The sequence below is a fragment of the Mycobacterium alsense genome (assembly GCF_002086635.1).
Lineage (GTDB): Bacteria > Actinomycetota > Actinomycetes > Mycobacteriales > Mycobacteriaceae > Mycobacterium > Mycobacterium alsense.
The window spans coordinates 1-24,523 of sequence record NZ_MVHD01000046.1; the positions used below are offsets into that span (position 1 = coordinate 1).

General features: G+C 66.3%; 19 protein-coding genes and 1 pseudogene. 8 read left to right on the forward strand and 12 right to left on the reverse strand.

Going from position 1 to position 24,523, the window contains the following annotated elements; translation table 11 throughout:
* Positions 1–168: 168 nt before the first annotated feature.
* Positions 169–975 (reverse strand): enoyl-CoA hydratase/isomerase family protein, encoded by an 807-nt coding sequence (locus BST11_RS20790; protein WP_083139882.1) that lies wholly within the window; start codon positions 973–975, stop codon positions 169–171.
* A 76-nt stretch (positions 976–1,051) separates the two neighbouring features.
* Between BST11_RS20790 and BST11_RS20795 the strand changes: the two genes are divergently transcribed.
* On the forward strand, positions 1,052–1,969 hold the full coding sequence (locus tag BST11_RS20795) for a class I SAM-dependent methyltransferase (protein ID WP_083139883.1): 918 nt from the start codon (positions 1,052–1,054) through the stop codon (positions 1,967–1,969).
* A 67-nt stretch (positions 1,970–2,036) separates the two neighbouring features.
* Here BST11_RS20795 and BST11_RS20800 read toward each other — a convergent pair whose 3' ends face one another.
* The 3 genes from BST11_RS20800 to BST11_RS20810 all read right to left on the reverse strand — a co-directional run bounded on the left by BST11_RS20800 (position 2,037) and on the right by BST11_RS20810 (position 5,352).
* Positions 2,037–3,974 (reverse strand): fumarylacetoacetate hydrolase family protein, encoded by a 1,938-nt coding sequence (locus BST11_RS20800; RefSeq protein ID WP_083139884.1) that lies wholly within the window; start codon positions 3,972–3,974, stop codon positions 2,037–2,039.
* A gap of 108 nt (positions 3,975–4,082) precedes the next feature.
* The gene (locus BST11_RS20805; RefSeq protein WP_083139886.1) at positions 4,083–4,754 is read right to left on the reverse strand and encodes a TetR/AcrR family transcriptional regulator; all 672 of its coding nucleotides are present in this window, start codon (positions 4,752–4,754) and stop codon (positions 4,083–4,085) included.
* A gap of 43 nt (positions 4,755–4,797) precedes the next feature.
* Positions 4,798–5,352, reverse strand: coding sequence for a pyridoxamine 5'-phosphate oxidase family protein (locus tag BST11_RS20810; RefSeq protein WP_083139887.1), 555 nt, complete (start codon positions 5,350–5,352; stop codon positions 4,798–4,800).
* A 129-nt stretch (positions 5,353–5,481) separates the two neighbouring features.
* Here BST11_RS20810 and BST11_RS20815 point away from each other — a divergent pair, with 129 nt between their 5' ends.
* The gene (locus tag BST11_RS20815; RefSeq protein ID WP_142276472.1) at positions 5,482–6,279 is read left to right on the forward strand and encodes a VOC family protein; all 798 of its coding nucleotides are present in this window, start codon (positions 5,482–5,484) and stop codon (positions 6,277–6,279) included.
* A 5-nt stretch (positions 6,280–6,284) separates the two neighbouring features.
* Here the strand turns inward: BST11_RS20815 and BST11_RS20820 are convergent, their stop codons facing one another.
* From BST11_RS20820 to mdlC, 4 genes are read right to left on the reverse strand one after another with little or no spacing between them, the layout of a single operon-like run.
* The gene (locus BST11_RS20820; RefSeq protein ID WP_211284746.1) at positions 6,285–7,049 is read right to left on the reverse strand and encodes an alpha/beta fold hydrolase; all 765 of its coding nucleotides are present in this window, start codon (positions 7,047–7,049) and stop codon (positions 6,285–6,287) included.
* A complete protein-coding gene (locus BST11_RS20825) occupies positions 7,042–8,910 on the reverse strand; it encodes an FAD-linked oxidase C-terminal domain-containing protein (RefSeq protein WP_083139890.1) in 1,869 nt (622 codons plus the stop codon). Before BST11_RS20825 ends, BST11_RS20820 begins: the two co-directional genes overlap by 8 nt.
* 1 nt (position 8,911) lies before the next feature.
* Complete coding sequence (locus BST11_RS20830) at positions 8,912–9,331, reverse strand: tautomerase family protein (protein WP_083139891.1); 420 nt, start codon at positions 9,329–9,331, stop codon at positions 8,912–8,914.
* 3 nt (positions 9,332–9,334) lie between these two features.
* On the reverse strand, positions 9,335–10,951 hold the full coding sequence (gene mdlC / locus BST11_RS20835; RefSeq protein ID WP_083139893.1) for a benzoylformate decarboxylase: 1,617 nt from the start codon (positions 10,949–10,951) through the stop codon (positions 9,335–9,337).
* Between the two features lie 172 nt (positions 10,952–11,123).
* Between mdlC and BST11_RS20840 the strand changes: the two genes are divergently transcribed.
* Positions 11,124–13,871, forward strand: coding sequence for a helix-turn-helix transcriptional regulator (locus BST11_RS20840; protein ID WP_083139894.1), 2,748 nt, complete (start codon positions 11,124–11,126; stop codon positions 13,869–13,871).
* A gap of 332 nt (positions 13,872–14,203) precedes the next feature.
* On the opposite strand, the pseudogene BST11_RS20850 reads toward BST11_RS20840, so the two are convergent.
* Together BST11_RS20850 and BST11_RS20855 are read right to left on the reverse strand one after the other, a co-directional pair.
* Positions 14,204–14,461 (reverse strand): annotated as a pseudogene (locus tag BST11_RS20850) (fumarylacetoacetate hydrolase family protein); the annotation flags it as partial.
* Positions 14,458–16,713 carry an ATP-dependent DNA ligase gene (locus BST11_RS20855; RefSeq protein WP_083139897.1) on the reverse strand — a complete coding sequence of 752 codons (2,256 nt, stop codon included), beginning with the start codon at positions 16,711–16,713 and terminating at the stop codon, positions 14,458–14,460. The pseudogene BST11_RS20850 and the gene BST11_RS20855, both read right to left, overlap by 4 nt.
* A gap of 134 nt (positions 16,714–16,847) precedes the next feature.
* Here BST11_RS20855 and BST11_RS20860 point away from each other — a divergent pair, with 134 nt between their 5' ends.
* The 5 genes from BST11_RS20860 (at position 16,848) to ku (ending at position 22,605) form a co-directional block, all read left to right on the forward strand.
* Positions 16,848–18,386 carry a mannitol dehydrogenase family protein gene (locus BST11_RS20860; RefSeq protein ID WP_083139899.1) on the forward strand — a complete coding sequence of 513 codons (1,539 nt, stop codon included), beginning with the start codon at positions 16,848–16,850 and terminating at the stop codon, positions 18,384–18,386.
* Positions 18,383–19,240: an HAD family hydrolase gene (locus BST11_RS20865; RefSeq protein ID WP_083139900.1), complete on the forward strand. Its 858-nt coding sequence runs from the start codon at positions 18,383–18,385 to the stop codon at positions 19,238–19,240. Before BST11_RS20860 ends, BST11_RS20865 begins: the two co-directional genes overlap by 4 nt.
* Before the next feature lie 33 nt (positions 19,241–19,273).
* Positions 19,274–20,686: a mannitol dehydrogenase family protein gene (locus tag BST11_RS20870; RefSeq protein WP_083139902.1), complete on the forward strand. Its 1,413-nt coding sequence runs from the start codon at positions 19,274–19,276 to the stop codon at positions 20,684–20,686.
* Positions 20,683–21,549 carry a carbohydrate kinase family protein gene (locus BST11_RS20875; protein ID WP_083139903.1) on the forward strand — a complete coding sequence of 289 codons (867 nt, stop codon included), beginning with the start codon at positions 20,683–20,685 and terminating at the stop codon, positions 21,547–21,549. Before BST11_RS20870 ends, BST11_RS20875 begins: the two co-directional genes overlap by 4 nt.
* Before the next feature lie 123 nt (positions 21,550–21,672).
* The gene (gene ku / locus BST11_RS20880) at positions 21,673–22,605 is read left to right on the forward strand and encodes a non-homologous end joining protein Ku (RefSeq protein ID WP_067316359.1); all 933 of its coding nucleotides are present in this window, start codon (positions 21,673–21,675) and stop codon (positions 22,603–22,605) included.
* Between the two features lie 10 nt (positions 22,606–22,615).
* Here ku and pstA read toward each other — a convergent pair whose 3' ends face one another.
* Together pstA and pstC are read right to left on the reverse strand one after the other, a co-directional pair.
* Complete coding sequence (gene pstA / locus BST11_RS20885) at positions 22,616–23,527, reverse strand: phosphate ABC transporter permease PstA (protein ID WP_067316361.1); 912 nt, start codon at positions 23,525–23,527, stop codon at positions 22,616–22,618.
* Complete coding sequence (pstC, locus tag BST11_RS20890; RefSeq protein ID WP_083139904.1) at positions 23,524–24,516, reverse strand: phosphate ABC transporter permease subunit PstC; 993 nt, start codon at positions 24,514–24,516, stop codon at positions 23,524–23,526. Before pstC ends, pstA begins: the two co-directional genes overlap by 4 nt.
* Positions 24,517–24,523: the final 7 nt, after the last annotated feature.

The following is a 24,523-nucleotide window of genomic DNA, read 5'->3' on the forward strand; positions in this document are numbered from 1 at the left end:
ACAATCAACGACGCCACTCAGCCATCGGAGGCAAACCCCCGATCACCAGAGTGTCACCAACGTCCTAGCTGAGTACATCTAGCGGCGGTCACGAGCGCGGCGAAGCCGGGCGAAGTGGGCCGCCGCCATCAAACCCAGCGGCGGTCACGAGCGCGGCGCCCATCATCGTCACAGGGGATCCCACTCGGGCGCCCTTTTCTCGCGGTGCGCCTTGGCCGCCTCGATCGGATTGTTGGTGAAACCGCTGAGGATCTGGGTGCGGTTCTCCAGCTCGATCGCATGCCGCAGACTCGGCGCGTCCAGCGCCGCGTTGAGGCCAATCTTGGTCTGCCACACGCCATATGCGTTGTTCGCCACGATCGAGCGGGCCAGCGCCAGCGCCGCCGGCATGAGGTCGTCGGGCCCCACCACCTGGTGCACCAGCTTGATGCGATAGGCCTCCGCCGCGTCGATGATGCGGCCGGTGAGCATCAGTTCGCGCGCCACCCCGGCGCCGACGATCTTCGGCAGCAGGTAACTGGTGCCCATGTCCATCGACGAGAAGCCGGCCTTGATGAACACCGATCCGAACCGGGCCTGTTCGGACGCGACGCGGATGTCGCTGACGAGCGTGAAGGCCAGCCCGCCGCCGACCGCGACTCCGTTCACCGCGGCGATCACCGGGATCGGCAACTCGTAGATGCGGGTGAACAGGTCGGCCAGCCGAGCCTGGGCGTCGTAGTTGACCTTGAACGGCGGGCTGCTCGGCTTCGGCTGGGTCCAGGGCTCGCCGGTGCCGCTCAGGTCGGCCCCGGCGCAAAACCCCCGCCCGGCGCCGGTCAGGATCGCGACCCGGTGCTCGCCGCCGTCGAGGGCGCCGAGGGCCTTGTCCACGCCGTCGATCAGCGACCCGTCGATCGCGTTCAGGCGCTCCGGCCGGTTGAGGGTGATGCGGGCTATGTTGTCCTCGAGCGTCTCGAATTCGACTGCGGGCATACCCAAACCGTAGGCGACGCCCGGTCTTCGCCCACACGGCCTACCGTGGTTTGACGCGATCCCGAAGGAGATTCTCATGGCACGCACCGAGGGCGACACCTGGGACCTGGCCAACAGCGTCGGCGCCACCGCCACCATGGTCGCCGCGGCGCGCGCGGCCGCCACCCGCAGCCCGCAGCCGGTCGTCACCGACGAGTACGCCGAACCGCTGGTCCGCGGCGTCGGGCTGGACGTATTCACCAGGCTGGCCGGCGGCGAGCTCGATTCCGACGAGCTCGAGACGGCCGTCGGCTTTCCCCGGATGGTCGACACGTTCGCCGCCCGCGCCCGGTTTTACGACGACTACTTCGCCGCGGCCGGCAAGGCGGGCCTGCGTCAGGTCGTGATCGTGGCGTCCGGGCTGGATTCTCGCGGATACCGGCTGGCGTGGCCGGCCGGCACGACGGTGTATGAGGTCGATCAGCCCGAGGTGATCGCGTTCAAGGCCGCGACCCTGTCGCAGATCGGCGCGGCCCCCACCGCCGAGCTCCGCACGATCGGCATCGACCTTCGCGACGATTGGCCGGCGGCGCTCCAAGCGGCCGGCTTCGACCCGGCCACGCCGACGGCGTGGCTGGCCGAGGGGGTGCTCATCGGGTTTCTCCCGCCGGAGGCCGAGGTGCGGTTGCTCGACGCGATCACCCCACTGTCGGCCGAGGGCAGCCGATTCGCCGCCGACTTCGGAACGCTCAACGACGGTTCGCCGGAGTCGCAGGAGCAGGCGCGCCGCACGACGGAGGGCTGGCGACGCCACGGGCTCGACCTGGACATCGCCGGCCTGACCTACCCCGGCCAGCACACCGACGTCGCCGCGCACCTGGGCGGCGACGGCTGGGACACGACCACGTTTGGGCTCAACGACCTGTTCATCGCGGCCAGTCTGCGGGAATTGGCGGAGGCCGAGCGGCAGGGCGCGGCGAACGCGATCAGCTTCGTGCGGGCGATCAAAACCTAGCCGCGAGAGTGCAACTACCGAGCCCCGCTCTCGGCCGATGCCTCGCCAGTTGCACCCTCGCGAGCGCTCAGCCGTGTTTGGCCAGCCACTCGGCCTGCATCACCAGCAGCGCCATGACCTCCAATTGCGGTGTGTCGGGGTCGAGTTCGCGGTAGCGCTGGTAGACGTTGACGACGACGCGCTCGGCGTCCAGCCAACTCGCGTACTCGCCGAGGTCGATGGTGTCGGCGGCCTCCGACCACGACAGCCCCTTGCGGTGGGCGAGCTCGGCCTGCTCGGCGACGTGCGCGAGATAGCCTCGCACCGCGCGGATCCCGTCCGGGTCGGTGACGGGCCCGTGGCCCGGCACCACGATCGGGGCGTCCAGCGCGATCATCGCGTCGCACGCCGCAACCCAGTTGGCGATCGGGCCGGCCCACACGATCGGGGTGCAGCCGATGAACAACAGGTCGCCACCGAACAGCACGCCCGCGTCGGGCACGTGCACCACCGAATCGGCGGCGGTGTGCGCGGGGCCCAGGTTGAGCAGGTCGACGCGCCGCCCGCCCACCTCGATGGTGAGCTCGCGGTCGAACGTCTGGTCGGCGTTGCGCAGCGTGATGCCGCTGAAGTCGAAGTGCCCGAAGCGATCCCGCGTGTACGGCGTCGCGACCGGGCCGAGGTTGGCGGTCTGCGCCATGGCCAGCATCTCGGGCGCCATCCCGTGGGCGATTTCGTCGGCGGTGCCCTGGGCGGCGAGGATCCGCACCGAGGCGTCCAGCAGTTGGTTGCCGTGGGTGTGGTCGCCGTTGGAGTGGGTGATCAACGCGTCGGTGATCGGCGCGCTGTCGGTCATGGGTCGCATGGCGGTGAGCATTTCGCGGGTCAGCGCCAGGTCGAACAGGGTGTCCACGAGTAGCGAGGCGCCGTCGCCGGCGACCAGCCCGGCGTTGCTCCACCCGTAGCCGCCGTCCGGCAGGGTCCACGCCCACACCCGGTCGGCGACCTCGTGCAGGCCGCGGGTGTAGGGCACCTTCGCCGGCGCCCGGTTGACCCGGGCGGGGACTGACGCGGCGTCCGGATTCGGCCGGGGAGCCAGCGGGTGCGGCGTGGCGCTGGCGCGCACAGTTTGCCGGGTCTCCCCCAGGCCCTCGACCTGGAGGGTGACGACGTCGCCGTCGCGCAGCCATCCCGGAAACGACTCCAGCGCAGCGGGATTGAGGTGCTCGACCAGCGTGCACGTGGGCACGGTGCCCGAGCCGATGACGTCGCCGGGCACCAGCGTCACACCGCGCGAGACGTAGGAGATCACCTCGCCGAAGGTCCAGTCCATCTGGGCGGTCGACCCCGACCCGATCACGGTGTCGTTGACCCGCGCCATCACCGGCAGGTCGAGCTTGCCGTCTCGGCGATAGGGCTCGAGCTCGTCGGGGGTGACCAGGTACGGGCCTAGCGTGACCCCGCTGTCCTTGCCCTTGCCCTGCCCGATCGCCAGCTGGCTCTCCAGCTGCTGCAGGTCGCGCGCGGACCAGTCGTTGAAGATGGTGTAGCCGATGATCGCGGCCTCGGCCTGCTCGACGGTCAGGTCCCTGCCGGTGGTGCCGATGACCGCGGCGATCTCCAATTCGAAGTCCTGCCAGGCGCTTCCGGGCGCGGCGGGGGCGTCGTCGTAGGGACCCAAAACCGTTGCCGGGCAGGCGAAGTAGAAGGCGGGAATGCGGTACCAGGTGTCGGCCAGCACGCGGCCGGCGCCGAGTGCCGCCTGGCAGTTACGCATGTGGTCCAGGAAGCACAGCGAGTCCCGGATGGACGGCGGGCGCGGAATCGGCGCCAGCAACCGCACCTCGTCGAGCCGCGCCACCGCCGACGGCGAACGCAGCGCGTCCTCACCGGCCGCGCGCAGCCCGTCGGCGCCGCGGCCGACGAGCTCGAGCAGCGCCACGCCCGCCGGCATCGCATGAATGGTGTCACCGGAGAGGACACCGACGCGCTCGCCGTCGGCACCTCGATATGTCACCCAGCGCATGCTGATTCAACCCTCCGTCGAGTCCGCTTGTCCCTGACACTCTAAGACGATCACATCATGGCTTCTTCACCCTCTGCCGCCGTTCGAATTATCCGCTATCGCACCGAATCACAGCGTCGCCGCAGCCATTCCAGGCAGCAAGATGGTGATCAACGCGTCCGCGTGCGCGGTGATCCAGCCGGCGTCGTTGGGATCTCGGCCGGTGAGAAGGCGCACTTCGGGCGCGTTGACGTAGGGGATCGATGCGCCGCCGATGAGCAGGTAGTAGAAGATGTCGCCGTCAACGCGAGCCGCAACGCCGGCGTGCTGCAGCATGCGCCATCCGAGGCCGACCATCTCAAAAATCGGTTTGACGTGGGTTTGGGTCAACCACGCCAATCGGTCGGAGTCGGCAGTCCCCTCATGGACCATGATCTGGTTGAGCTCGGGATGCTCGGCGGCAAACGCGACGAACCGACGTATCCCGTCAGCGAACACCGCGGCCAGCTGCGGAACTTCGACGTTAGTCGGTTCAGCCGGGAGAACTCCGTCCATGGCGTCGTGCAATAGCCCGAACAAGTAGTTCACTGCGGAGGTCCACAGCGCCGCCTTGGATTCGAAGTGGTAGTTGATTTGCGGCTGGTGGGCGTCCACGCGCGCGGCGATGGCGCGAGTAGAAGCACCGTCGAATCCCTTGGCCCCGAACTCGGCCAGTGCAGCCTGCAGGAGCGCTTCGCGCATGCCGGTTCGGGCCCGGCGCCGCCGAGGCGAGGCCCGCCCGTGCGCACCGGTTTTTTTCATCGTCTGAAACGCTACCGACTGTATGCGCTCTAAGGCGACCAGATCACGACGGATCCGGCGCATCCCATGGCACGGTGGCCGACACCCAATGCGTGATCCGTTCTTCCTGATCATTGTGATAGAGGTGGCGCGGTGGCTGCGCGAAGGTTTCGTAGGGCCGACAACGGAGGACGACGCGACCCTCCTCGGCGGCCATCGCTTCGACGGTGGGTCGGGCTTCTTCGGGGAGTGGCTGACCCGACATCCGGCCGGCGACGGCCATCATGACATCGACCACGAGGTCACGATCGCGCTCGACGGTTGCGTCGGTATATACCTGCAGATAGGCAAACGGCCAGCGTTCGTCAAGGACACAAAGACTGACCTTCCCGTCTCTCGCGGCCACCCTCGCCTTGCCGCGCCCGGCAATCGTTGACACCAGCAGTTCGTCATCTTCGGTCGGTATGTAGTACACGATCGACATCGCCGGACCGTCGTGTCGGCGACGGTAACCGTAGACACAGGTGCGGTGGGTGCGCACAAATTCTCTCCGCTCCGAAGGGAGCAGGTCGCGATCGGTGGGAACCGTGAATGGCTCCGACGCGGGCGGAAGCAGCATGAAATGAATCCTTCGCTAGCTCGAACTTGGTCGGCGCACCGGGGACGTCCCTTTCGATCCTCGCTTCGACCTTGCTATTATCAACCGATAATATCGAGAGTACGCCGACGGCACAACAGATCACCCGTTATGAATCCTGGACGAACAACGAAGCGAAGCTCCCAGCCAGCCAACAACCAGGCGCCCGATTTCATTGCGCACTGGGTAGTTAAGACCGCGCGCAGCGACCAGATGATCGCGTGGTACCGAATGGTTTTCGGGGCCCGCGTGGTCCACGAACACAGTCGGATCGCCTTCCTCTCCTGGGACGACGAACATCACCGCATCGCGCTGATCAAGGTTCCCCGCCCGCTGCGCTTCGCCTTTCCGCTAGCGCGATTCCGCCGAAAGCTCTACGGCGTCGACCATCTCGCAGTGCAGTTCACGCTGGACCGCTTGCTCACCAATTACGAGCGGCTCAAGCGCAGCAGCATCCTGCCAGTCTGGTCCATCAACCACGGGCCGACGACATCGCTGTACTACGAAGACCCGGACGGTATTCGATTGGAGTTCCAAGTCGACAACTTCCCGACGGTGGAAGCCACAGCCGCGTACTTCAACACCGCACAGTTCGCCGGCAACCCCATCGGCACCGAGATCGATCCCGGATACCTCCTCGAGCGACTGCGCGCCGGCGAGGACCCAGCACATCTCCTGAAACCCGGCGCGAGCACCCGCCCGGCACTACGCCACGCCAAAACCGCCGAGCCATCACGTGGAAGACACTCTGAGGTCGCGAGAACTGGTAACGGTGCTTGCTCAACAGGTGCAAGTCGGTCTGGTGCAGTCACTCGCGCACAACTGGCGCGTCAAGGTCTTGCCATGCTGTCGTTTGGCACGAATTGGCTGAGGGAGTGTTCCGCCGTGAAGTCCGGCTGGGCGGAGTGATCTCGTCATGAGGCAGGCGAATGCCCGTGCATCGCGGTCACTAAGGATGCTTCACGAAGTCGATGGCCTTCTGAATAACGGCGGTCACCGCATCTGGATGGGAGATCAGGGTGAGGTGCGAACCGCCGGCGAAGATGCTGACGTCCGACTTCCTCGGTGGGCAGGTCGTTGCCGAAGTTGTTCAGGAAGACGTCCTTCTTGAGATACAGATCGACGGCTCCTGGTGGCGCACCCGGATACGGAAGCTTGTCGAACAATTCACTTTCGGGCCTCTGTTTCAGCACCGAATCTGACCCGCTCAACGAGCCGTTGGTCTCACCGACGGCTGGAGCCGCAGCGTCGACGTAGACCAGTGCCTCGACGTTTGCGTTGCCCGCGGCGGCATTGGTGACGACCGAGCCACCGTAGGAATGCCCTACGAGCACGATGGGGCCGGTGATCGTCTTGAGGAAGGCCGACACGTATTCGGAATCGGTGGTGAGGTTCTCCAGCGGGTTGGCGATCGCCCGCGCGTCGTAGCCCCGTTGCTGGAGTGCAGAGACCACGCCATCCCAGCTGGACGTGTCGGCCCACGCCCCGTGGACCAGGACGACGGTCCGCTGCACACCGCTTAGGGGCGGTGCCGCTGCTGCGTTTGCAGGCCATCCGATGAGAGCCACAACGGCGGCAATCGTGACGCCGGCTGATACTCTGACAGGCGCTAGCAGGTCGATAAACCAAGTCATTGCAGGCGTTTTCAGCGGATTTCCGTTGTGCGAACGGTCACGCATTGACGGCGATCTTGAAGATCAGACTGGCCAGTGCACCGAAGGCGCCGTGTGCGCTGATGTAGAGCCGTTTGGTGTCGTATCCGGCGACGTCCTTCATGGTCTCGGCGCCAAAACGGGCAGGCTGCTGCCCGTCGATGAGGGCGACGTCGGCCCCGAGCAGGGCGTGCCTGATGTGTTCCCGTTCGGTGCCCGTCGCGGTGGCCACGAGTTCTCCGACGGTGCGGTCCGTGCCCACGGCGGGGATCGCACCGCAGGTGACCCCCTGCTCGTCGAGATAGCGGTTGATCGACTCGATGGTGGCTTCAGCGCCGACGACCAGGCTGAGGTTGCGCAGGTTGACGGTGATGTCCGTGTTATCCCCGGCGGTGAGCGACGCACCCGTATCGGGGGTCAGGGTGCCTGCGAGGGCGTCACGGACTGCGGCACCGAACGCGCTGGTGTCGGGTTCCTCCGCGGATTGGCCGGGCAACACGACGCCCGGGTTGAGCAGCCCGGCGGGATCGAACGCCTTCTTGATCGAGCGTTGAGCAGCGATCTCCACCGGCGTGAAGCGCTTGGTCATGAACTGGATCTTCTCGGTGCCAACACCGTGCTCACCGGTGATCGTACCGCCCAATTCCAATGCGGCTTCGATGATCTCGTTGTTCGCGGCTTCCAGAGCGGAGGCCGCCAGCGGGTTGTCCCTATCATAGAACGTCGTCGGATGCAGGTCACCGTCGCCGGCGTGACCGCACACCGCGATGAACAGCAGTCCGTCGGAATGGCGGGCCGCGGTGGCCTGAATGGCTTGTTGCATCTCGGGGATGCGATCCCTCGGCACGGTGACGTCACCGATAAAGAATCCCTTGCCGCTCTGCACCACTGAGTTAGGCGCGTTGAGGCGCCCATACCAGAGCGCGTCGCGGTCCTTCTCGTCCTCCGCGATCCGGACCTCGGTGGCCCGCTCCCGTAACACTCGCTCGACGACCGCCTGATCACGAGCCACCTCCGCTGCGGTTCCATCGACGTCGATAAGCACAATGGAATCGGCGTCCAGCGGATAGCCGGTGTCGTAAAACTGCTGTAGCCCGGCGATTCCGGCTCGGTCGAGCCACTCTACGGCGGCGGGCACCACTCCCGTGGCGATGATCGCCGCGATGGTGTCGGCGGCTTCTCGTGCGCTGGCGAACGCACCCATCAGGCTGTGGGTCACGTCAGCGATCGGGCGCAGCGCGACGGTGGCTTCGGTGACGATCCCCAACGTGCCCTCGGATCCGATGATCAGACCGAGCAGATCCGGTCCTTCGTCGTCGGCGCTGAAGGTGGCAGTCGATCCGTCGGGCAGTACGACGTCCACCGACAGGATGTGGTTGTAGGTGACACCGTATTTCAACGCGTGCGGGCCACCGGCGTTTTCGATGATGTTCCCGGCGACGGTGGCCAGATGTGCCGAGACGGGATCGGGTGAGAAACACAACCCATGCGGAGCCAATGCCGTTTGTAGATCGGAGTTTATGACGCCGGCTTCGACCCGGGCGCGGTGATTCTCGACATCGATATCAAGGATCTGATTCAGTCCGGTCAGATCCAGCAAGACCCGGCCTGCGGCCGGCATCATCCCGCCTGAGCAGTTCGACGCACCGCCGCGTGGCACGATCGCGACGCCGTGCTCTGAGGCCAGGCGCATGATTGGAGCGATGTCGTCGCGACCGTGGGGGCGCAGGAGCAGGCCCGCTACTCCTCCGACGCCCCAGTAGTCGCGGCCGCGTTCGTTGAGTACGCCCTCGTCGGTGGTGACGTCGCCGTGTGCGGCTGCCGCTGCGGTGAACCGTCCAAAAGAAACACTGTCCGGGGCAGGAAGATGCTCAGTGTCAGTAGACATTTCAATCAGCGCCCTGTCCGCCAGCAGCGGTCTCTCGCAACCACGCTTCTTCTTCGCCCGGAGCCGGCAGCACCCGGCCACCTTCGATGGCCAAATGCGCCGGGCTGTTCTGAATGACAACGAGGACCCGCTTGGCGGGGATGGCGGTTACTCGGGAGGCCGCTGCGGCGACCTCGGCGACCAGTTGGCTACTTTGGGCTTCCGGATGGCCGGTGCGGACCCACCCGTTGATCAGCAGCGGTTGTGAAGGTTGCCCGTCGGTGTAAACGGCATCGGGAGGCAGTTCGTGGAAGACAACGTTCACGTACGCACCGGGAACGTGATTGATCATCGAATGGATCCTGGTTACTTCTGCGGCCAGATTGGCCTTCGTGTCGGCGCTCAGCGTCGACTGCACGGTGGTGCATGTGTAGACCGGCATCGCTTAACCCAGAGCCGGCAGGTGTGACTGTGTGGGCACGACGAGGACGGTCGGCCCGTCGGCCTCCAGGGCAGCTTTGAACTCCTGGGCGAGTTCTTCTGTACTTCCCACATTGGCCGTTCGACACCCGAAACCGGTTGCCAGTGCTGCTATGTCGAGACCCGGCAGGTCGAGGCCAGGGACATTGGGCGTCTCCTCGAGAAGTGCGAAGGACTTCAACACGCAGTACTCGCCGTTGCGCTGGACCACGAACACGATTGGAAGTTTGTGCTGCGCAGCGGTCCAGATGGCCTGGATGGAGTACTGGAACGAACCGTCGCCGATCGAGGCGACGATGGTTCGCTTCACGCCGCGGGCCCGGTCGCCGAGCGCAATACCCACCGCTGCGGGGACACCCCAGCCGATACCTCCGCTTCCGGTGGCAAAGAAGCTGCCCGTGCGCCGGGTAGGCCACCACTGGATGAGGTCGGCCAAGGTGGAGGTGGACTCCATGACGACCGCCGCGTCATCCGGTTTGACCGAGCTCAGTACCGCATAGACATCGTTGGGCAGCAGCGGCGCGGACGCCACGGGCAGCTCTCCGCTGAAATCTCGGCTCAGACCCGGCGGGGCGTGTCGGTCGGCCGGCACCTCCACCAACTCCAGGAGCTGTTCCAGGACGGTGTCCATGTCGCCGACCAGGCTGTCGCCCACCGGCGCGACCGCGGCGAGGTGGGGATCGACGGTGATCTGCAGCAGGTCGGTTCCTTCGGGCAAATAGTCGCCCGCCACGTAAGGGTAGTAACTGAACACCTGCGCCCCGATCACTATGACGAGGTCGAAGCCCTTCACGGCCTCGTTGACACCGGCGATCGTCAGTGGCAGCGGACCCGCGTAGAGGGGGTGATCCTCCGGAAACGAGCACCTCGGCGCCAATGGACCACCGCGCACCGGCGCGCGCAACTTTTCTGCGAAAGCCACACCGGCGTCCCAGGCGCCGGCGCGATCAACCTCGGGCCCGAGAACCAACAGTGGTCGCTCCGCGCGGCTGATCCGTGCGGCGAATTCCCGCAACCGCTCGGCATCGGGCTGCACACGGTGGCTGACCGTCCGGACCACGGCCGGCCCCAGCGCCGGCTTGTTCCAGTCGTCCAGCGGGATTGACAAGAACACCGGACCGGCCGGCGGTTGCATCGCCACCGCGTATGCCCGCATGAATGCCGCGGGCACATCCTCGGCGCGCGCGGGTTCATAAGCCCACTTGACCCACGGCTGCGGCATGACCGTCGCGTCGGGATTGTTCAAATACGGGTCACACAGCGACATCTCGCGCGTCTGCTGGCCGGCAGTAACGATCAGCGGCGTATTCGCACGGTAGGCGGCAACGAGGCTGCCCATCGCATTGCCGGTACCGGCTGCGGTATGCAGATTGACCAATGCGGGCTTGCCGGTGGACTGCACGAACCCGTCGGCCATCGCTAGCACCGAGGCTTCCTGCAATCCCAGAACGTAGGTGAAATCGTCGGGGAAGTTCTGCAGGAACGTCTGCTCGGTGGACCCGGGATTGCCGAAGACCGTGGTCAACCCCAGCGTGCGGAGCAGGTCATATGTGACCTCGTGGACAGACTTCGTTTCGGCCATTTTTCGCACCCTTCGCGCTATTGCTGCGGACTCGCTGCGCACATCACACCCCACTGCGGGTGATGCTCACCCCGTATAAATCACGGGTCGATGAACACCCGGGTCTATGCGGGCAGTGTGAAGCCGCGGGGCTTCGGCTGCCGCGAGCCCGTGCGCGTGTCAAGATCACCGCATGGTCGGCGACGTTGGACGCGGCACGCTGGTCGGTCGGCGCGCCGAGCAGCAGAAGCTGTCCGAACTAGTTGACCGAGTCCGCGGTGGCGGCAGTGCGGTTCTGGTACTTCGGGGTGAGGCGGGGATCGGCAAAACCGCGTTGCTGCTGGACGTCCGTGATCGAGACGCAGACCTGCGCGTCATCGCCCTCAGCGGTGCCGAATCAGAGTTGGAACTCACCTATGCAGGCATTCAGCTGCTGTGTGCCCCATTACTGGGTCATATCGACCGGTTGCCCGACCCTCAACGGAAGGCGCTGCGGGTGGCGCTCGGCCTGCGTGACGGTGCGGCACCGGATCCCCTCCGGGTGGGTTTGGCGGTGCTATCGCTGCTCTCTGAGTCCGCGACCGAGCGGCCCACGATCTGCATCATCGACGATGCGCAGTGGGTTGATCGCACGTCACTACAAGCACTGGTGTTCGCCGGGCGGCGCCTGTCCGCTGAGCCGGTCATGATGGTCTTTGCGGCCCGCGGCAGCCAAGCTCATCCAGAGCTCTCCGCCCTGCCCGAACTGCACCTCGCCGGCCTGTCCGATGCCGACGCCCGCGCCCTGCTCGCAACGATTATTCCGACTCGACTCGACGAATCTGTCCGCGAGAACATCCTCGCCGAAGCGGACGGGAATCCGCTGGCGTTGCTCGAGCTGAGTCGTGCGCTGCCCCCGGCGCGGCTTGCCGGCGGATACGGCCTGGCGTCCGCCGGACCAGTGGCGACACGGATCGAACAGACCTACGGTCAACGGTTGGGTGAACTCCCGTCACAAACCCGCACGCTCCTGCTCATCGCGGCCGCAGAACCCACCGGCGAACCCACATGGTTGTGGGCGGCCGCAGCGCGGCTCGGGGTCGGCGCGGACGCCGGTATTCCGGCGGAGCAGAGCGGCTTGGTGACCGTGGATACCCGATTGCGATTCAGGCATCCTCTGGTCCGATCAGCTGTCTATGGCGGCGCTACCCCATCGGAGCGGCGGCAAGCCCACGCTGCATTGGCCGAGGTGATTCCCGGGGCCCTCGCGCAGGAACATCGTGTCTGGCACCGTGCCCACGCTGCGAACGCACCCGACGAGGCGGTCGCGATGGACCTCCAACGGTCGGCCGAGCAGGCCAGCCGCCGTGGAGGGACGGCCGCGGCCGCAGCCTTTCTGGCGCGCGCCGCGGAGCTCACACCCGACCCCGTCCATCGAGCTGAGCGCGGACTCGCGGCCGCCTTGTCAAAATTGGACGCAGGCGATCCCACAGGCGCGGCGCGAATGCTGGCAGCAGTAACTGGTACCGACAACGAACTACTCAGTGCACGAGCAGATCTCGTGCGGGCCAAGATCGCCTTCGCCGCCCAGCGAGGCCGAGACGCACCTCCGCTGCTGTTGGCAGCAGCCGAGAAACTGCGCCTGGTGGACGCGGCACTGGCACGGGACGCCTTTCTCGAGGCTCTGGTGGCAGCGATGATCGTGGGCCGACTCCACGCGGATCCGAAAGGATCCGCAGCAGCAATTGCTGCCGCAGCGCGACAACTGCCACCTCCGGCCGAACCGGCTAGCGCCGACCTCCTTCTCGACGGACTCGTCGTCCGACTCACCGAAGGTCACACCGCCGCCGCACCACTGCTGCGCCGCGCCATCAACAGATACCTGGGGGAAGACGCAGCCGGAATGGCGGATCCCCGGTCGCACGACATCACGCTACGCGTCCTTCTCGACCTGTTCGACCAGGACACCTACAACCACCTCAACGCTCACCAGCTCGAATTGCTGCGTGCAGCAGGTGAATTGACGGTCCTACCAGCCGCATTAACGACCTATGCCGGATCATGCGTCACGGCGGGTGACTTCGCGCAGGCCCAGGATCTGCTCGAACAGTCCGACGCGATCGCAACCGCTACAGGAGCGCCCCCTCACCACTCCATCAAAACCTATCTCGCCGCATGCCGCGGCCAAGAGCAACTTGCCAGGCAGCTCGCTCAGGCAACCATCTCGGAGGCGAGCGAACGCGGTGAGGGCAGCGAAATCACCGTCGTTCTTTTCGCATTGGCCGTACTGCACAACGGACTCGCGCAGTATGACGAGGCCTTCACAGCGTGCACAACGTCGTTGAAGTACGACGACGTCGGAATGTACGGCCACCTGCTCAACGAGATGGTAGAGGCTGCGGCTAGGTCAGGTGAGACGAACGCCGCTAAAGCGGCAGCTGCACAGTTGATAGAGCGAGCCGAAACAACCGATACTGCAACTGCGCGGGGTTACGCGGCACGCGCCAAGGCGCTGATGAGCGTGGGCTCCGCAGCCGAGCAGGAATACCGCTTGGCCATAACCGAACTGGGCCAGTCGCCGCTCAAGGTTCTGACCGCACGAACCCATTTGCTTTTCGGCGAATGGCTGCGACGCGAGAACCGCAGGACCGAAGCACGCACTGAACTACGCACCGCTTACGAGATGTTTCTGCAGATGGGAGCCGACGGCTTCACCGAACGCAGCCGCCGCGAACTCATGGCCGCAGGTGAGCCCCTAGGAATACAGCGGCGCGACACATCGACCGCAATACTGACGACTCAAGAAAGCTACATCGCCCGGCTGGCAGGTGATGGCTATACCAATGCCGAGATCGCCAGCCACCTTTTCATCAGCCCACGCACAGTGGAATGGCACATGAGCAAGATCTTCACCAAACTCGGAGTGTCATCCCGGCGCGAGCTGAGACAGCATCCAAGGTGACGAACCAGCGTCGGATTCGGGCTGCCTGGATGTCACAGTTGGTCCGAAGGCTTTCAATAGCTCCAGTCGCGTTGCGCAATCCGGCACTAGCGACTCGCGGTATTGATGTGGAGCCCAAGCAGTTCAGCAAGAACCGGAGCCGTCAGATCCTGCGCCAAGGTCAACCAGGCCCCATTGCGGTTGATTCTGACGTGCACTCCGCCGTCGTTGATCCTCAAGGATGTCGCACAACCCTACAAGAACATCCATACTCATCCGCTGCGGAGCATGGGTTGCCATTCGGTAAACCTGTTCACGGGCCAGTACAACACCCCGCTCAGCCAACACTGTCAGTTGCGCATGTATTCCAGGAAGCACAGCGAATCCCGGATCGACAGTGGGCGTGGAATCGGCGCCATCACTGTCACCTCGTCGAGCCGCACAACGGCCGACGGCGAACGCAGCGCGTCCTCACCGGCCGCGGGCAGCCCGTCGGCGCCGCGGCCGATCAGCTCGAGCGGCGTCACGCGCGCCGGCGTCGCGTGGATGGTGTCGCCGGAGAGGACCCCGGCGCGCTCGCCGTCATCGCAGTGGTAGGTAACCCATTTCACTCGCGCACCACCTCACTTGGTTTCTTGTCCGGCCGCAGCCCGCGCCAACTCGATTGGCGCAGGCGGTCATCGGGGGTCCATTCGCTGTAGCGCACCTCGCCGACGAGGACGGGCTCGACGTACGTCACGCCCCGCGCTTCGCTCCGGGGCAGCGGCGGGTCGAACGGGGACTCGTCGGTGTGCAGCGGCGCCAGCGTCTTTTTCAGGTTCGCCAGGTCGCGTTCGGTGAAGCCGGTGCCCACCCGCCCCGCGAAGCGCAGTCCGCCGTCCCCGGGGATGCCCATCAGCAGCGAGCCGATGCCGCTGGTGCGCCCGCCCTCCCCGGCCTTCCAGCCGCCGATGACCACTTCCTGGGTGTTCCAGTGCTTGTCCTTGATCCAGGACGCGGACCGCCGGCCCGGCTGATAGCTGGAGTCGCGTTTCTTGGCGATCACGCCCTCCCACCCGCGTTCGCGAGAGTGCTCGAGCGCCTCGGCACCGTCGCCGGGCAGCAGGGGGGGAACAATCAGATTGCCCGCGCCGGCAAGGGTTTCCAGCAGCTTGCGCCGGTCTTGGTAGCGCGCCCGCAGCAGCGAGCGGCCGTCGAGATAGAGCAGGTCGAACGCCCAGTATTCGACGCGGCTGCCGCGGCCCCGGTTCTGCATCGCGTGGAAGCTGGGCACGCCGGACTTGTCCAGGACCACGGCCTCGCCGTCCAGCACGACGTGATGGTCGTCCAGATCCTCTGTCAGCGACTCGAATTGGCGATACTCCTTCGTGACGTCGCGTCCGCTACGGGAGCGCAGGCGCATGCGGCCGTGATCGACGTCCATGAGGAGACGGTAGCCGTCCCATTTGCCCTCGAACGCCCACTGGGACGCCTTGAGCGCCGCGACGGAACCGTGCGTGGCGAACATCGGTGCCAGCTCGTCGAACTCGAAGACCTTCTGGTCCTTCATGCGGTGCGCCAGCCACTGGTCGCCATTGGTTTGGATCAGCGCGTAGCGCCCGGAGATTCGGTTGCCGTGCAGGTTCACGATAACCTCATCGTCGAGGAACTTTTCGGCTTCGTAGGTCCCCGAATCCCAGATGACAACCTTGCCGGCGCCGTATTCGCCTTTGGGGATGTTTCCCTCGAACGTGCCGTATTCCAGTGGATGGTCCTCGGTATGCACCGCCAGGTGGTTGACCGCGGTGGTCTCGGGCAGGTTTTTCGGCACCGCCCACGACACCAGCACGCCGTCACGCTCCAGCCGGAAATCGTAGTGTAGGCGGCGAGCGTGGTGTTCCTGGATGACAAACATGTTCCCCTGGCCCGCAGCTGGTTTCGCATCCGGAACCGGCTCGGGAGTTTTCGACGCGTCCCGCATGCTGCGGTATCTGGCCAGCCGGTCGCGGACCGGCGCGTCGCTATCCAGCGACGCTAGCAGATCGCCCTCGCGGGCCGCCCGCTCGAGCACCTCGTCGTAGCGCAGTTGGCGCAGCTTCGGGTCTTGCAATTCCTCCCAGGTGCGCGGTGCCGCGACCGTCGGGTGTTCCCGTCCGCGCAGCGAGTAGGGCGCGATGGTGGTCTTCGACCCGTTGTTCTGACTCCAATCCAGGAACACCTTGCCCGCCCGCAAGCTCTTCGTCATGGTCGAGGTGACCAGCTTGGGCATCGCCTTTTCCAGTTGCTGCGCAACGCGTTTGGCCAGCACCGTCGCGCCGCTGGTGCTCACCGGGTCATTCAGCGGGGCGTACAGGTGCAGCCCTTTGCTGCCGCTGGTGAGCGGAAAGAGGGTCAGCCCGATATCGGTGATCAGGTCCCGCACGGCGTGGGCCACCTCGCACAGCTGGGGCATCGTCACACCCTCGCCGGGGTCCAGGTCGAACACCAGTCGCGTCGCCGGGCCGGGCTTGAGCTCCTCGGCGCGGCTTCGGGTCCATTCGGCGACGAACCGCCACTGCGGCACGTGCACCTCCAGGGCCGCCTGCTGCGCGATCCAGGCCAGCCCGTCGGTGCTGTCGATGATCGGATACGTTGTCGTGCCGGACCGGTGGGTGACGCTGGCCCGGGGCAGCCAGTCGGGCGCCGAGGATGCCAACTGTTTTTCGAAGAACGATTCCTGCTCGACGCCGTTGGGCCACCGCTTGCGGGTGGCGGCGCGCCCGGCGATGTGCGGCAGCATCACCTCGGCGATGCGGGTGTAGTACTCGAAGACGTCGCGCTTGGTGGTTCCGGTGGCCGGGTAGAGCACCTTGTCCGCGTTGGTGAGCTTCACGCGTGCCGCCATGAAAGTCAACCTACGCGTTTCCACCGTGTTAACTGCGTTGACCACCGACTATCGATATCCAACTCGATCAATTTTGTGACATCACACACGGACGCGTTGACCGACCACCGACCCCGCGGGTACAGGTGGACGGAATGTTTGATGTCATCCCACCCCCTTGGCGTCGGGACGGCGCCGTCCCCCTGAGCGACGCGACATTGCGACTTCACTCAGAGCGAGTGGACGTGCCCGCTTATGACAGATCAAGCCTTCGGCGTGGTGTCGTTCACATCGGAGCGGGAAACTTCCACCGCGCACATCAGGCGGTGTATTTCGATGACCTTGCCTGCTCGGGTATTTCGGACCGCTGGGGGGTCACCGGCGTCAGCCTCCACTCCCCCGACGCCAAAGACCTGCTGTCGGCCCAAGATGGCCTGTACACCGTCGTGCAGCGCGGCCACGACCGCCAGACCGCCCGCGTGGTCGGCTCGATCGGCTCCGTGCACTATGCACCCGATGACGACGCGGCGGTCCGCGCCGCCCTGGCGGATCCGCAAACCCGCATCGTCAGCCTGACCATCACCGGCAACGGATATTTCCTGAATCCGGCCACCGACGAGTTCGACGCCGACCATCCCGACGTGCGCGCTGACCTCGTCGCTTCCAATGCCCCCGGCGGGGGGTATGCCACCGCGTGGGGATATCTGGCCGAAGCGCTCGACCGGCGTCGCCGCGCGGGCGTCGCGCCGTTCACCGTGCTCTGCTGCGACAACATTCCCGGCGATACCCGGCCGGCCAGAACCGCGCTGGTGTCGTTCGCCGCCTTGACGGACCCCGGGCTCGCCCGCTGGATCCACACGAATGTCGCATTCCCGTCCACCATGGTCGATCGCATCACCCCACAAACCTCGACGTCGGAGCGCGATTTCGTCGAGCGGACCTTCGGGGTCGCCGATAAATGGCCGGTCGTGACCGAGCCCCATCGCCAATGGGTCATCGAGGATTCCTTCAGCAATGGCCGGCCGCCGCTCGACGAGGTCGGCGCCGAATTCGTTGCCGATGTCAGCGACCACAAACTGATCAAGACCCGTCTTCTCAACGGAACCCACATCGCGCTGGCCTGCCTGGCCACGCTGGCCGGTTACCAGTCCACCGACGAAGCGATGCGGGACCGCGTCATCTTCGATTACGTCGAAAAACTCCTGCGCGACGAGATTCAGCCGCTGCTGCCGGGCGTCCCCGGGATGAATACACCCGGATACCGGGGCAGCCTGCTCGACCGGCTCGGCAACCCCCGCATGAGCGACCAATTGTCGCGGCTGGCCCGGCGCGGAACGAGCAAGATCGCGTCGTTCGTGCTGCCCTCCCTGCGGGAGGCGATCGCGCGGGGCAGGCCGCACACGCTGCTGATGTTGGCCGTTGCCGGATGGGCGCGCTATATGCGCGGCCACGATCTCGAGGGGCGAAAGCTCCGCCTCGAAGACTCCCAGGCGATACCGGTGACCAGGTTGGCCAACATGGCGGTCGACAACCCCGATCCGCTGCTCAGCCACGAGATGTTCGCGGAGGTACGCGCGGTTCCCGGTTTCGCGGATCGCCTGCGCGGAATGATCGCCGACATCGACGACCACGGCGTGGTGCCCACGTTGCATGACGCGCTGCGCAACGGCGAGCGGGAGTTGGTGACGCGATGAACGGCGGGCTGACCCTGGTGCGCACGTTCGACGCGGCGCCGATCACCACCCTGCTCTGCGACGCCGACGACAACCTGTTCGGGTCGGAAAGGCCGGCGTTCGATGCGTCGACGCAGGTGACGAACCGTTTCCTGGCCAGGTTCGGGGTCACCGCGCCGCTCAGCTGCGAGGAACTGCGCAAACGCGCCGTCGGGAAGAACTTCCGCAATACGGCGCTCGACCTGGCGGTGCAGTGCGAAGTGCCGCTCGCCGAGACGTTGACCCGGGGCCGTCCCGCGGCGGTGGTCGCCTCGGCCGGCGACCTGGCGAGCGGCGACGCGTTGTCCGCCGACGAACTCGAGCGGTGGGTGCGCGACGAGCGCGAGCGGGTCACCGCTCACCTGGCGGCCACCCTGACGCCCGACCCGGAGGTGCTGGAACCGCTGCGAAACCTCGCGGGGCGCTACGCACTCGCGGCCGTGAGCTCCAGCGCCACGGGACGCCTGCGGGCCTGCTTCGAAGCGACCGGCCTCGACGCGCTGCTCCCGGAGGCTGTGACCTTCAGCGCGGAGGATTCTCTTCCCGTGCCGACAAGCAAACCCAATCCGGCGGTGTATCTGCACGCCGGACGGGCGCTGGGCATCGAGCCCGAACAGGGGCTGGCCATCGAGGACTCCGTTGCCGGCGTGACGTCCGCGGTTGCCGCCGGCTACGTCACCGTCGGCAACCTGATGTTCGTGCCGGCTGACGAACGGGAGTGCCGCCGTGCAGAATTGATTGATGCGGGCGCCGTCGCGGTGACGGAAACGTGGCGTGCTCTCGCCGATGTCCTGCTGTTGTCGGCCGCGCCGGCCGGAGGGTCCCGGGCCCGGTAACGATCCGGGCTACGGCCCGGGGAGGAGGCGCCAATGTCCGCCAGCGCAGTCAACCTGAACAATGCCGAGCTCTCCAGGCTGCCGATCGAGGGGCCGAACTACGACCGCGGCAGCGTCAGCGTCGGCATCGCACATATCGGAGCCGGTCACTTCCACCGGGCACACCAGGCCGCGTTCATCAATCTGCTGCTGCAACAGGGTTTGGCTCGCGAGTGGGGCATCTGCGGGGTAGGCGTGATGCCTACCGACTGGACCATGCGCGACGTCATGAACGATCAGGACGGGCTGTACACGCTGATTCTGGAGAATCCCGACGGCAGCCGGGATGCGCAGGTGATCGGCTCGATCGTCGATTACCGCTACGCACCCGACGATCCGGAGTCAGCGCTGGAGGTCCTCGCGGCACCGTCCACCCGGATCATCTCGCTGACCATCACCGAAGGCGGGTACCGCGATCCCGACGGGCCCGCGTTCGCATTGCTCACCAAGGCCTTGGACCGACGTCGCCGCCGCGGAATCGCCGCACCGACGATCGCCTCCTGCGACAACATCGAGAACAACGGTGAGGTTGCGCGGCGTGCCGTGCTCGCAAATGCCGAGCGCGTAGCTCCCGAGTTGGCAGCGTGGGTGGCCGAGCACGTCCGATTCCCGTGCTCGATGGTCGATCGCATCACTCCGGCAACGACTTTGGAGATGGCCGCGGAAGTGCGCCGCGACCTCGGCGTCGACGACCGGTGGCCGGTGGTGGCCGAGCCGTTCGCCGCCTGGGTCATCGAAGACGACTTCGCCGATGGGCGGCCGCCGCTGGAGCAGGCGGGCGTGCTGGTGGTCGACGACGTGCGCCCGTACGAGCTGATGAAGCTGCGGCTGCTGAACGCGGGGCATCAGTGCCTGGCCTACTTCGCCCATCTCTGCGGCTTCGAGTTCGTCCACGACGCGGCGCGGGATCCGTTGTTCGCCGAGTTCTTGCTCTCCTACTTCGACACCGAGGCCATCCCGACGCTGCCGCCGGTGCCGGGAATCGACCTGCACGACTACGCCCGCACGCTGATCGAGCGATTCGCCAACCCGGCGGTGCGCGACACCGTCGCGCGGCTGTGCGCCTACTCGTCGGACCGCATCCCCAAATGGCTGTATCCCGTCATCTGCGACAACCTGGCCAGTGGCGGGCCGGTTCGACTGGCGGCCGCGGTGGTGGCCAGCTGGGCCCGCTACGCCGAGGGTGTCGACGAGTGGGGGGTGCCGTACGAGGTGTTGGACCAGCTGGCCGACTCCCTGGTGCCGATCGCACGCTCGCAGTACGACAATCCCACCGCGTTCATCGAGGTCACTGCGGTGTTCTGCGACCTGGCGCACCAGCCACGCTTCGTCGAGGCCTACCGCTGGGCGCTGGATTCGTTGCACCGCAAGGGAGCTCGCGCGACGCTGGAGGAACTGCTGCGGTGAGCCGCGGGCTGGTGATCGGCGAGTCGTTGATCGACATCATCGACGGCGACGAGTACGTCGGCGGCAGCCCGCTCAACGTCGCGGTCGGGCTGGCCCGGCTGGGCCGCCTCGTCGACTTCTTGACCCACATCGGCGACGACGAACGGGGCCACCGGATCGAAGACTACGTCAAATCCTCTGGCGCGCAGCTTGTTCCGGGAAGCGCCACGGCCGGTCGCACACCGACGGCCGCAGCGGCGATCGGCGACGAGGGGTCGGCGACCTATGCCTTCGACATGGAGTGGCGGCTTTCGGGCACGCCCGAGGTCGCGCCGCCGCTGCTGGTGCACACCGGCTCGATCGCGGCCGTTCACGAGCCCGGCTGCCTGGCGGTCGCGGCGCTGATCGACACCTATCGCGTCTCGGCCACGATCACCTTCGATCCCAATGTGCGACCGGCGTTGATAGCCGACCGCGACTTGGCCCGCGCACGGATCGAGCGCCTCGTCGAGCGCAGTGACGTCGTCAAGGCCAGCGAGGAGGATCTGCGCTGGATCGACCCCGACCACGAACCGGGGTGGACCGCCCGGGCCTGGCTGGCGTCGGGACCCTCGATCGTGGCCGTGACGATGGGTGCCCGGGGCGCGCTGGCGCTCTGCCCGGCCGGCGCGGCCCGGGTCCCGGCCAGGCCGGTTCGGGTGGTGGACACCGTCGGCGCCGGCGACGCGTTCATGGTCGGGCTGATCGACGCGCTCTGGGAACAAGGCCTGTTGGGTGCCCACCGGCGCAGCGCCCTGAGCCACATCCCCCTCGACGGGCTGACGGCCGCCCTCGAATCCGCCGCTTCGTCGTCGGCGCTGGCCATCGGGCGCACCGGCGCCTGAAAGGCGCGAGCGCGCCGACCGCCGGTCTCAATCGGCCTCGCGGCGTTAGTTATTGCGCCCCCGGACCGAGGCAACGGCCGGGCGTGCTGTTAGACGGCCAACAGTATGGGCATACTGATTCACATGCGCTCCATCTGGAAGGGCTCGATCGCGTTCGGGCTGGTCAACGTCCCGGTCAAGGTGTATAGCGCCACCGAGGACCACGACATCAAGTTCCATCAGGTGCACGCCAAGGACCACGGCCGGATCCGGTACCAGCGCGTGTGTGAGAAGGACGGAGAGGTCGTCGAATACCGCGACATCGCGCGGGCCTACGAGTCCGACGACGGCCAGATGGTCGTGATCACCGATGACGACATCGCCACGCTGCCCGAGGAACGCAGCCGCGAGATCGAGGTGCTCGAGTTCGTCCCCGCCGACGAGGTCGACCCGATGCTGTTCGACCGCAGCTACTTCCTCGAGCCCGACTCCAAGTCGTCCAAATCCTATGTGCTGCTGGCCAAGACGCTCGCCGAGACCGACCGGATGGCGATTGTGCACTTCACGCTGCGTAACAAGACCCGGCTGGCCGCGTTGCGCGTCAAGGACTTTGGCAAGCGCGACGTGATGGTCATCCACACGTTGTTGTGGCCCGACGAGATCCGCGATCCGGATTTTCCCGTGTTGGACAAGAAGGTCGAGATCAAGCCCGCGGAGCTCAAGATGGCCGGGCAGGTGGTGGAGTCGATGGCCGAGGAGTTCAACCCCGACCGCTATCACGACGACTACCAGGAACAGCTGCACGAGCTGGTCCAGGCCAAACTCGAAGGCGGCGAAGCGTTTACCGTCGAAGAGCAGCCCAAGCAACTCGACGAGACCGAAGACGTCTCCGACCTGCTGGCCAAGCTGGAGGCCAGCGTCAAGGCGCGTTCCGGCGGCGACGGCTCGACCAAGAAAGCGTCGGCGAAAAAGGCGCCGGCGAAAAAGACCGCCGCCAAGAAAGCACCGGCCAAGAAGACCGCCGCGAAAAAGGCGCCCGCGAAGAAGACCCGCTCGAAAGCCGCGTCAAAGTCCTGACCCGGGGGCCTCAGCGGCGGCGGGTCGCCAAGAAGCGGAACGCCGCGGCCAGCAGGTTGATCACGGCCACGATGATGATCAGGCTGAGCGCCGCGCCCCAGATACGCAGGAAGCCGGCGTGCTCGGGGTTGGTCAGCTCGGTGTAGATGAGCAGCGGCAGCGAGGCCATGTTGCCGTGGAAGATGTCGAGGTTGATCGAACGGCTGTAGCCGACCAGCACCAGCACCGGCGCGGTTTCGCCGACGACGCGCGCGACCGACAACAGGACACCGGAGACGATGCCGGGCATGGCGATCGGGATGACGATGCGCACGATGGTCCGCCATTTGGAAACACCCAGCGCATAGCTCGCTTCGCGCAGGTCGTCGGGCACCAGCCTGAGCATCTCCTCGGTGGAGCGCACCACCACCGGCAGCATCAGCAAGACCAGCGCCAACGCGACGGCGAAGGCGCTCTGCTGAAAGCCCAGGGTGGCGATCCACAGGCTGAAGATGAACAGCGCGGCCACGATCGACGGCACCCCGGCAAGCACGTCGACCATGAAGGTCGTCAGCCGCACCAGCCGGCCGGACCCGTATTCCACCAAGAACACCGCGGTCATCAGGCCCAGCGGCACGGACAGGACTGTGGCCACCCCCGCCTGGACCAGCGTCCCGTACAGCGCGTGATACACACCACCGGCGAACTCCTCGGGCAGCACGCCGCGCAGGGAGTGGGTCCACCAGCCCGACCGGGTAACCGCGTACCACCCGCGCGCGACCACGACCCCCAACACCCAGATCAGCGGCAGCAGGGCCACCGCGAACGAGGCGACGAAAAACACGGTCGCGGCGCCGTTGGTGAGCCGCCGCCGCATGCTGAGGTGGCTGAGGGGCTCCGGTTTGACCGGCCGGTCGAACGCATCCACCGAGGTGCGGGTCATGCGTTGACCTTCCCGCCGGCGATCGCACGAGCGGTCGCGTTGACGATGAACGTCAGGACAAACAGCGCAAAACCGGCGGAGATGTAGGCGCCGGTGGGCAGCGGTTCGCTGAATTCGGCCGCGGCGGAGGCGATCTTGGAAGCGAACGTGTAGCCGCCGTCGAACAGCGACCAGCTGCCGGCGCGCGCGGCCGACCGCAGGATGATCAGCACCGCCACGGTTTCGCCCAGGGCGCGGCCCAACCCCAGCATCGACGCCGCGATGACCCCGCTGCGGCCGAACGGCAGCACGGTCATCCGCACGACCTCCCACTTCGTGGCGCCCAACGCCTGCGCCGCCTCCATCTGGATTTGTGGGGTCTGCCGGAACACTTCCCGCGACACCGACGTGATGATCGGCAGGATCATCACCGAAAGCACGATGCTGGCGGTGAAGATGGTGCCGCCGCCGGCCAGGGACACGTTGCCCTTCTTGAACAGGAACAGCCAGCCCAGGTGGCGGTTGAGAAATGTCGCGATGGGTTCGATTTGGGGCGCCAGCACGAAGATTCCCCACAACCCGAAGATGATCGACGGCACCGCGGCCAGCAGGTCGACCATCGCGCCAAACGGCCTCGCCAGCCGCTTGGGCGCGTATTGGGTGAGGAACACCGCGATCCCCACGGCGATCGGCACCGCCAGCATCAGGGCGGTGATCGAGCTCAGCACCGTGACCATGAACAGGTCGCGAATGCCGAACTCCAGGTGGCTCGCCTTGGCGGTGTTGAATTCGGTACTGGTGAAGAAATTCGCGTGGTTCGCGCGCAACGACGGGACCGCCCGCAGCAGCAGGAACACCGCGATCAGCGCGATCGCGATGACGATCGTCGTACCCGCGGCCGCGGCGACCAGCTTGAACAGCTGGTCGCCGCGGTGCGCGTTGCGCGTTTCAGTCGCCTTCAGCCCAGGCAGATTTCGGGTCGACGAACTGGTTGTCCCTCCTCGGGTCATGACTTCC